General features: G+C 71.2%; 4 protein-coding genes. All 4 read left to right on the plus strand.

Going from position 1 to position 8,925, the window contains the following annotated elements:
* The first annotated feature begins 140 nt into the window (after positions 1-140).
* The gene (locus tag V6R91_RS08765) at positions 141-785 is read left to right on the plus strand and encodes a TetR/AcrR family transcriptional regulator (RefSeq protein WP_336395191.1); all 645 of its coding nucleotides are present in this window, start codon (positions 141-143) and stop codon (positions 783-785) included.
* The gene (locus tag V6R91_RS08770; protein ID WP_336395192.1) at positions 782-3,691 is read left to right on the plus strand and encodes a YhgE/Pip domain-containing protein; all 2,910 of its coding nucleotides are present in this window, start codon (positions 782-784) and stop codon (positions 3,689-3,691) included. The genes V6R91_RS08765 and V6R91_RS08770 overlap by 4 nt, the downstream gene beginning before the upstream one ends.
* Positions 3,688-5,871, plus strand: coding sequence for a YhgE/Pip domain-containing protein (locus V6R91_RS08775; protein WP_336395193.1), 2,184 nt, complete (start codon positions 3,688-3,690; stop codon positions 5,869-5,871). The genes V6R91_RS08770 and V6R91_RS08775 overlap by 4 nt, the downstream gene beginning before the upstream one ends.
* A 124-nt stretch (positions 5,872-5,995) precedes the next feature.
* Complete coding sequence (locus tag V6R91_RS08780; protein ID WP_336395194.1) at positions 5,996-8,713, plus strand: penicillin acylase family protein; 2,718 nt, start codon at positions 5,996-5,998, stop codon at positions 8,711-8,713.
* The last annotated feature ends 212 nt before the right edge of the window (positions 8,714-8,925 follow it).

Below are 8,925 nucleotides of genomic sequence, written 5' to 3' on the forward strand. Positions count from 1 at the left end.
TAAATGACACACTACTCGCTGTGCGATCTATCCCACAAGCGCGCATGTGGGATAGATTACGCATGCCCGCACCGGAACCGCTCCTTCGAGTTGCCTGAAGAAACTTGCACACTATCGTGCAGGTTACGTAGCATGGGGGCGTGACCGACACCCCTGCCCCTCGCCGCCTGCGCCGCGACGCGGCGGAGAACCGAGCGGGCATCCTCGCCGCCGCCACCCGTGCTCTCGCGGTGGACCCGCACGCCTCCGTCGACCAGATCGCCCGCGCGGCAGGCCTCAGCCGCCGCGCGCTGTACGGGCACTTCGACGACCGCGGAGCCCTCGTCAGCGAGCTCATCCGGCAGGGCGCCCAGCGCTTCAACGCCATCGCGGAGGAGGTCCACGACGACGACTCCCGGGTGGCCCTCGCACGGCTGACCACGGAGCTCTGGCACGAGGCGGCGCACGTGCAGGTCGCCGCCGCGATCGCCCTCGACGAGGCCCACGTCGAGGAGACCGCAGCGGCCCTCGCGCCGCTGCGTCGCGTGGTGGCCGGGATCGTGCGCCGCGGGCAGGACGCCGCGCAGCTGCGCACCGACATCGCCGCGCCGACGCTCGCCCGGCTCATCGAGGAGACGGCGAGGACCGTCGTGACCCGCACCGACCCCTCCTCGACCGCCGCGGCCGACATCGCGGTGCGGGCCGTGCTGAGCATCGCCGGGCTGTCGTGGCGGGAGGCAGAGTCCCTCCTCGCCGCCCACCCGGAACTGACCGCCGCACCCGCAGTCCCGACGGACGCCGCATGACCAGACGCACCCCGAACGCGTGGAGCGTCTTCCGCCGCGACGCGGGCCGGCTCGCTCGGCAGAGCAAGGCCTGGATCATCATCCTCGGCGTCATCGTCACGCCGTCGCTGTACGCCTGGTTCAACATCGTCGCGTTCTGGGATCCGTACTCGAACACGCAGCACGTGAGCGTCGCCATCGTGAACGAGGACCAGGGAGCCACGTCCGAGCTCACCGGAGACATCGACGTCGGCGGCGAGCTCGTCGCCCAGCTGAAGGAGAACGACCAGCTCGGCTGGGAGTTCGTCGACGAGGACGAGGCGATGGACGCGGTCCGCAGCGGACGCAGCTACGCGGCGATCGTCATCCCCGCGGACTTCAGCCGCGACTTCGTGAGCATCACGACCGGCGACTTCACGCGTCCGGAGCTGCAGTACTTCGTGAACGAGAAGGCGAACGCGATCGCGCCCAAGATCACCGACGTCGGCGCCTCGACCCTCGACACGCAGATCAACGGCACCTTCGTGTCCGTGGTCGCGGAGGCCGTGACCACCCAGCTGAAGAACGCGGGCGAGGACGCCGAGCACCGCCTGGGCGACGCGCGCGACACCACCGTCACCGCGCTCGACGACGCCGTCGGAAAGGTCGGCACCGCACGCCAGCGGATCACCGAGCTGTCGAGCGGCCTGACGGACGCGCAGGGTCGGCTGGACGACGCGTCCGCGACCCTCGGCGACATCGACGCCACCCTCGGCGAGGTGCAGGACGCCGTGGCGCAGGCGCAGTCCATCGCGGCGGAGGCCCAGCAGGAGCTGTTCACCGTCACCGACCGGGTGACCTCCGCGTACGTCTCGGGCGCGACCCTGCTCGCCGAGGCCTCCGCCAAGATGAACGCCTCGATCGCGAAGCTCGCCGCGGGCCTGCAGCAGGCGAACGTCGCGGTGGGCACCGCGATCGACGACCTCACCGCCGTTGTGGACGCCAACGCGAAGGCCCTGGCGGAGCTCCAGGAGATCCTCGAGGAGACCGACCCCGGCTCCGACGCGGCGAAGCGGCTCACCGCGGCGATCGACGCGCTGCAGGAGCGCAACGCCGGCGACCGCGCGGTGCTCGACCAGCTCACGCAGCTCAACGCCGACGTGTCGACGACCATCGCGTCGGTGCAGTCGGCGGCGGATGCGGTCGACTCCGCCGTCGGCACGGCCGCGACCTCGGCCGGCGCGATCCGCGACGCGCTGCGGCAGAGTGTCCCCGCCCTCAACCACGCGATGTCGGCGCTCTCGGCCAGCGCGGACGCGTTCTCCTCCTCCCTCGGCGCCCAGCGCAGCCAGATCGTCCAGGCGCAGAGCCTGCTGGGAAGCCTTAAGGGGCAGCTCGCCGCCACCACGGCCGCGCTCGCCTCGCTGGACGGGAACCTCGCCACGGCGCAGTCCGGGCTCGGCGGTGTGCGCGCCGACGTCCTGGCCCTCAGCGCGGCGGACGTGTGGAACCGGCTCGGCACCCTCACCGGCCTCGACGCGGACCAGATCGCGCGCTTCATGGCGTCCCCCGTCGAGGTCCACGAGAACGTCGTCTTCCCCACGGCGGCCTACGGCTCCGCCATGGCCGCGCTGTTCACCAACCTGTCGCTGTGGATCGGCGCGTTCGTCCTGATGGTCATCATGCGCTTGGAGGTCGACACCGAGGGCGTGGAGGGGGTCTCGGTTCGTCAGGCGTACCTCGGCCGGTGGATGCTGCTCGCCTCGATCGCGGTGTTCCAGGCCGTCCTCGTGTGCGTCGGCAACCTCGTCATCGGGGTCCAGACGGCGAACGCGTTCGCGTTCGTCGGCACGGGCGTGCTCATCGGTCTGTCCTACCTCAGCATCATCTACGCCCTGTCGGTGTGCTTCGGCTACGTCGGCAAGGGGCTGTGCATCCTGCTGGTGATCTTCCAGATCCCCGGCGCATCCGGCCTGTACCCGATCGAGATGATGCCGGACTTCTTCCGCGGGCTCTATCCGTTCCTCCCCTTCACGTACGGCATCGACGCGCTGAGGGAGACGATCAGCGGCTTCTACGGCGGACACTACTGGCGGTTCCTCGGGGCCCTGGCCGTCTTCGTCGTGCTCGCCTTCGTGCTCGGGCTGTTCCTCCGCCGGCGCCTCGGCAACTTCGCGCTGCTGTTCAACCGGCGCCTCGCCGAGAGCCAGCTGCTCGTGAGCGAGGACGTGCAGATCACGGGCCGGCGCCGCACGCCCGAGATCATCCGCGCCCTCACCGACGGCGACGGCTACCGCGCGGAGGTCGCCCGCCGCGCACGACGGTTCACCGACCGGTACCCGACGCTGCTGCGCCTGACCTTGATCGTCGGCGCCGGAGTCATGGCGGTGCTCGGCGTCGTCGCCTGGCTGGTCCCGGATGCGAAGGCGCCGATGCTCGGCCTGTGGGCACTGTGGTGCCTGATCCTCATCGCCTTCCTCGTGACGCTGGAGTACGTCAGGCAGAGCATCCAGCAGGCGGCCGAGATCGGCGAGATGCCCGAGGCCGAGCTGCGGGACGCGCTGGTCGCCGAGAGCGCTCGGGACACGCTGCTGCTGCCCGTGGGGGCGGCCGCCGCCGGGGGGACCGCCGTCGCGCTCGACGTGCGCGCCGGGGAGCACCCGACGTCGGTCCGTGACGAGCCCGCGGAGGCGGACGAGGAGCCCGCGGAGGGGACGGCGGTCCTCGACGCGCTGTTCGCCGACGGCGCGGACACGGACGCGGAGGCCCCGGCCGGCGACGACGCGGAGACGGGTACGGAAGCGGAGTCCGTGCCCTCACCCGATCCCGATCCGCCCGCGACGACGCCGATCGCCGCCCCCGCGGACGCGGCAGAGCAGGAGACCGAGGAGATCGGGACGCCCGAGGACGCGGTCCCGGGTCGCGAGGACGGGGAGGAGACGAGATGAGGAACATCCTCCGCCTGTTCCGGCACGACCTGCGCCGCGCCACCGGGAGCGTCATGACGGTGATCGTGCTCTTCGGCCTGGTCGTGATCCCCTCGCTGTTCACCTGGTTCAACGTCATCGCGAGCTGGAACCCCTTCGGCAACACCAGGAACCTCACCGTCGCCGTCGCCAACACGGACGACGGCTTCCAGAGCGATCTCATCCCGCTGCGCATCAACGTCGGCGAGCAGGTGGTGTCGGCGCTGCGCGCGAACAAGGACCTCGACTGGGTGATCACCTCCGAGGAGGACGCGATCGACGGCACCGAGTCCGGCGAGTACTACGCCGCGATCGTGCTCCCGCCGACCTTCAGCGCCGACATGATGACCTTCTACGCCGACGGGTCCGAGCGCACCCGGATCGAGTACTACACGAACGAGAAGAAGAACGCCCTCGCCCCGAAGATCACCGAGCAGGGCGCGGGCGAGGTCTCCACCAGCATCAACGAGGTGTTCACCGAGACCCTGGGCGAGGCGGCGCTGAACATCATCACGTCGCTGTCGTCCTTCCTCGACGACGCGGACACCCAGGCCGTGCTCTCCCGGCTCCAGGCCCACGTCGGCGAGGTGTCGGCGCAGCTGCGCGCCGGGGCGGCCACCGCCGACATGTTCACCTCACTGATCGCCTCCAGCCGCCCCCTCGTCGACAGCGCGGGGCAGCTCGTCGAGGGCTCCGGCGCCGCGCTCCGCGACGCGACCGGCGCCCTGGGAGCGGGCAAGGCGGCCGCGCAGGAGCTGAAGGACGTGCTCGCCACGACCACGGCCGCGCTCGGCGACGCCCTCGCCGGCACCTCCGAGAGCTATCAGGCCGTCGCGGACAGCATCGACCAGGTCTACGCCGCGATGGACGCGCAGTCCGCCACCACCGCCGACGCCCTGCGGGCCGCGGCCGCGCGCGTCCAGACCCAGATCGACCAGCACCGGACGCTGCGCGACGACCTCGTCCAGAACGTCCGTCCGCTCCTCCCCGAGGCGGCGCGAGGGCCGCTCGACCAGGTGGTCTCCCGGATCGACGCCGCCATCGCCCGGGAGCAGGCCCTGCACGACCGGCTGGAGGAGGCCGCGACGCGGGTCACGGACAGCAACGCCGAGAGCCAGGCCGCCCACGCCGAGATCAGCGGACTGGTCGCCGAGGCCAAGGCCGCGGTCGACGACGCCCGCGACGCCTACACGGGAAGCCTGCAGCCGAAGCTCGACGCGCTGGCCGACACGCTGTCCGTCATCGGCGGGAACATCGACGCGATCGGCGCGGACCTCTCCTCGGTGGCCGCGTCCCTCTCCGGATCCGACTCCCTGAGCACCGCTCTGACCAGCGCCGAGACGCTGACCACGGGGATCTCCGCGTCCCTCTCCGAGACGGCCGGCCGTTTCGACGCGCTCTCCGCCGCGCTGGGGAAGGCCATCGACACGGGCGACCTCACCGAGCTCACCGACGTGATCGGCGCGGACCCGAAGGCGCTCGCGACCCACCTCGCCCAGCCCGTGGCCCTGGAACGGGTCCCCGTCTTCTCCGTCGTCAGCTTCGGCGCGGCGATGACGCCCCTCTACACGGTGCTCGCGCTCTGGGTCGGGGCCCTGCTCATCTCCGTGTCGATCCGCGTGGACCCGCCCCAGGGCGCGGGGACCGACCTGCCCGCACTCTCCCCGGCGCAGACGTACCTCGGGCGCTTCGGCGTCTTCGCCCTCGTCGGGTTCCTGCAGAGCTCGCTCGTGTGCCTCGGCAGCGTGCTGTTCACCCAGGTCCAGCCGGCGCACCCGTTCCTGCTGATCCTGGCCGGATGGGTCATGTCCCTGGTGTTCACGCTGATCGTCTACACCTTCGTCGTCACGTTCGGAAACGCCGGCAAGGCCCTCGCCGTGCTGCTGCTGGTCGTCCAGATCTCCAGCTCCGGCGGCGCCTACCCGCTGCAGGTGCTGCCGGAGTGGTTCCAGGGCGTCAGCCCGTTCCTCCCCGCCACCCACGCGGTGAACGCGATGCGCTCGGCGATCGCGGGGATCTACGAGAACGATTACTGGGTCTCGCTCGGGTCGCTCGCGCTGTTCGCGGTGCCCGCGCTGCTGCTCGGCCTGGTGCTGCGCCTTCCGCTCATCGGGTTCAACCAGAAGCTGCTGCGGGCCCTGGAGTCCACCCGTCTCATGTGAGGCCCCACGGCTTCCGCTCCCGGGCGGCGCGGGGGCCGCGCGCTAGGATGCGAGGGCATCTCCTCGCAGAGACCCACGCACCCGAATCGTGGGACTGCGTGTCAGCCGGAACGAAGGACGCGCGATGTCGACGACTCTTCCCCCCTCCGCCGCCGAGCCCCGCCCGAGGCGACGGATCGGCCGGATCGTCGGGCGGGTGGCGTTCGGCGTGCTCGCCGGCATCGTGGTCCTCGCGACGGCGGCGGCCTTCTTCGTCGTCTGGACGATCCAGCGCTCCTTCCCGCAGACCACCGGCGAGCTCGCGCTGTCCGGGCTCGAGGCCCCGGTCACGGTGCAGCGGGACGACCGCGGGATCCCGACGGTGTCGGCCGACAGCACGCACGATCTCTTCTTCGCGCAGGGCTTCGTGCACGCCCAGGACCGCTTCTTCGAGATGGACTTCCGCCGCCACGTCACCAGCGGCCGCGTGGCGGAGCTGTTCGGCGCGTCGCAGGTGGAGACGGACAAGTTCCTCCGCACCCTCGGCTGGCACGAGATCGCCCAGCAGGAGGTCGACGCGATGGACGAGACCACGCGGAGCTACTACGAGGCGTACGCCGAAGGGGTCAACGCATACCTCGCCGAGAACACCGGCGCCGAGGCGTCCCTGGAATATGCCGTGATCGGCATGACCAATCCGGACTACACGCCCGAGCCGTGGGAGCCAGCCGACTCGGTGGCCTGGCTGAAGGCGATGGCCTGGGACCTGAGGACCAACATCGAGGACGAGACGACCAGGGCGATCCTCGCCCAGACGACGGACGCGGCCACCATCGACGCCGTCTATCCCGGGTACCCGTTCGACCGGAACCCGGTCATCGTGCCGGTGATCACCGACCTGTCGGGCGAGGGCACCCCCGCGGCCCCCGCCGGCACCGGTGCCGGGGCGCCCGCCGAGGGCGAGGCGGAGGCGGAGGACGCCGGCACGCCGACCCCGAGCAGCACCGAGACCCCGGCCGCGGACGGCGCCGGCGCGGCGGCCGCCCCCGGCATCCGCTGGACCGAGGCGGACGGCGTCCTCGGCGCGGTCGACGCCCTGCTCGGCGACCCCGGCGAGGGCATCGGCTCGAACTCGTGGGTCGTCTCCGGCGACCTCACCGAGAGCGGCATGCCGCTGCTCGCCAACGACCCCCACCTCGGGGCCTCCCTGCCGTCGGTCTGGTACCAGATGGGGCTGCGCTGCACGACCGTCTCCGACGAATGCCCGTTCGACGTCGCCGGGTTCTCGTTCTCGGGCCTGCCGAGCATCGTGATCGGCCACAACGCGACGGTCGCCTGGGGATTCACGAACCTCACGACCGACGTCGCCGACCTGTACGTCGAGAAGGTGAACGGCAACGCCTACTGGCGCGACGGACGCGGGGATCCGCTGGAGGTCCGTGAGGAGACGATCAAGGTCGCCGGCGGCGAGGACGTCCCCCTCACCATCCGCAGCACGGTGCACGGGCCGATCGTGTCCGGGCTGACCGCGGACTTCACCGCGATCGCCGAAGACCCCCGGATCACGACCGGCGTGGTCGGGGGCGTCGAGCAGGTCGGCCCGCCTCCCGCGGACGTGGCCTCCTGGCCGGGCGAGTACGCCGTGAGCCTCCGCTGGACGGCCCTGGATCCCGGCACGACCTCCACCGCCATCTTCCGGATGGGCACGGCGAAGGACTTCGACGACTTCCGGGCGGCGGCCGAGCTCTTCGACGTCCCGGCGCAGAACCTCGTCTACGCCGACACCGAGGGCAACATCGGCTATCAGACCCCGGGGCGCCTGCCCATCCGCGGCGCCGGGAACGGGTGGCTGCCCCAGCCCGGGTGGTCCAGCGCCTACGACTGGCGAGGCGAGATCCCCTTCGAGGATCTTCCGGTCTCGTACAACCCGGAGGAGGGCTACATCGTCACCGCGAACAACGCGATCGTGGACGACGACTACCCGTACTTCCTCTCCCGCGACTGGGACGCCGGCTATCGCGCCGCGCGCATCGAGGCGCTCATCGAACGGCGCTCCGCCGCCGGCCCCCTCACGGCGCAGGACCTGGCCGACATCCAGTACGACCAGGAGTTCTGGATCGGCAAGCAGCTCGCGACCGCGATGCGCGACGTCGAGGTCTCCGGCGCCGGACCGAAGAGCGCGGTGAAGCTGCTGTCCACGTGGGACGCCCAGAACTCCGCGGACTCCGCCGCGGCCGCGTACGCCAACGTGCTGTGGTCGAACCTCGCGCACGATCTGTTCGCGGAGCGAGAGGTGCCGCTGCCCCTGGACGGACAGGGGCGCCTGTTCACGGTGGTCGGCGCGCTGCTGGACGACCCGGACAACGCGATGTGGACGAACGAGACGCTCGGCGTCGCCGGCCGGGACGAGATGCTGGCGCTGGCCGCCGAGCAGGCCTACGACGAGCTCTCCGGGCTGCAGGGCACCGATGTCAGCCGCTGGAACTGGGGCGATCTGCACGCGATCACGCTGACCCACCAGACGCTCGGGACCTCGGGCATCGCGCCCGTCGAAGCCCTGTTCAACCGCGGCCCCTTCCCGGTCGGCGGAGGATCCTCGGTCGTCGACGCGACCGGGTGGGTGCTGGGCGAGTCGTATGCGACGACGACCGTGCCGTCCATGCGCATGGTGATCGACCTGTCCGACTTCGACCGCTCGACGTGGAACCACCTGACCGGCGCCAGCGGCCATGCGTTCCACGAGCACTACACGGATCAGAACGAGGACTGGCGCGCCGGACGGCAGACGCCGTGGGCGTTCACGCCGAAGGCCGTCGACGCGGCGACCCGGGACACCCTGCACCTCACCCCCTCCGCTCGCTGAGCGAGCGCGTCTCGGCGAGCGGAGCGAGACGAGACGCGTACCAGCCCCGGGTCACCACGTTTCGTCTCGTCGCTGCGCTCCTCCCTCAACGACCGGCGGGAGGGCGTCGGTCGTTGAGCGAGCGGAGCGAGACGAAACGCCCCGCAGCCCCAGGTCACCACGTTTCGTCTCGTCGCTGCGCTCCTCGCTCAACGACCGGAGGGTGACCGGGA

This window comes from Microbacterium sp. CCNWLW41 (assembly GCF_037083505.1).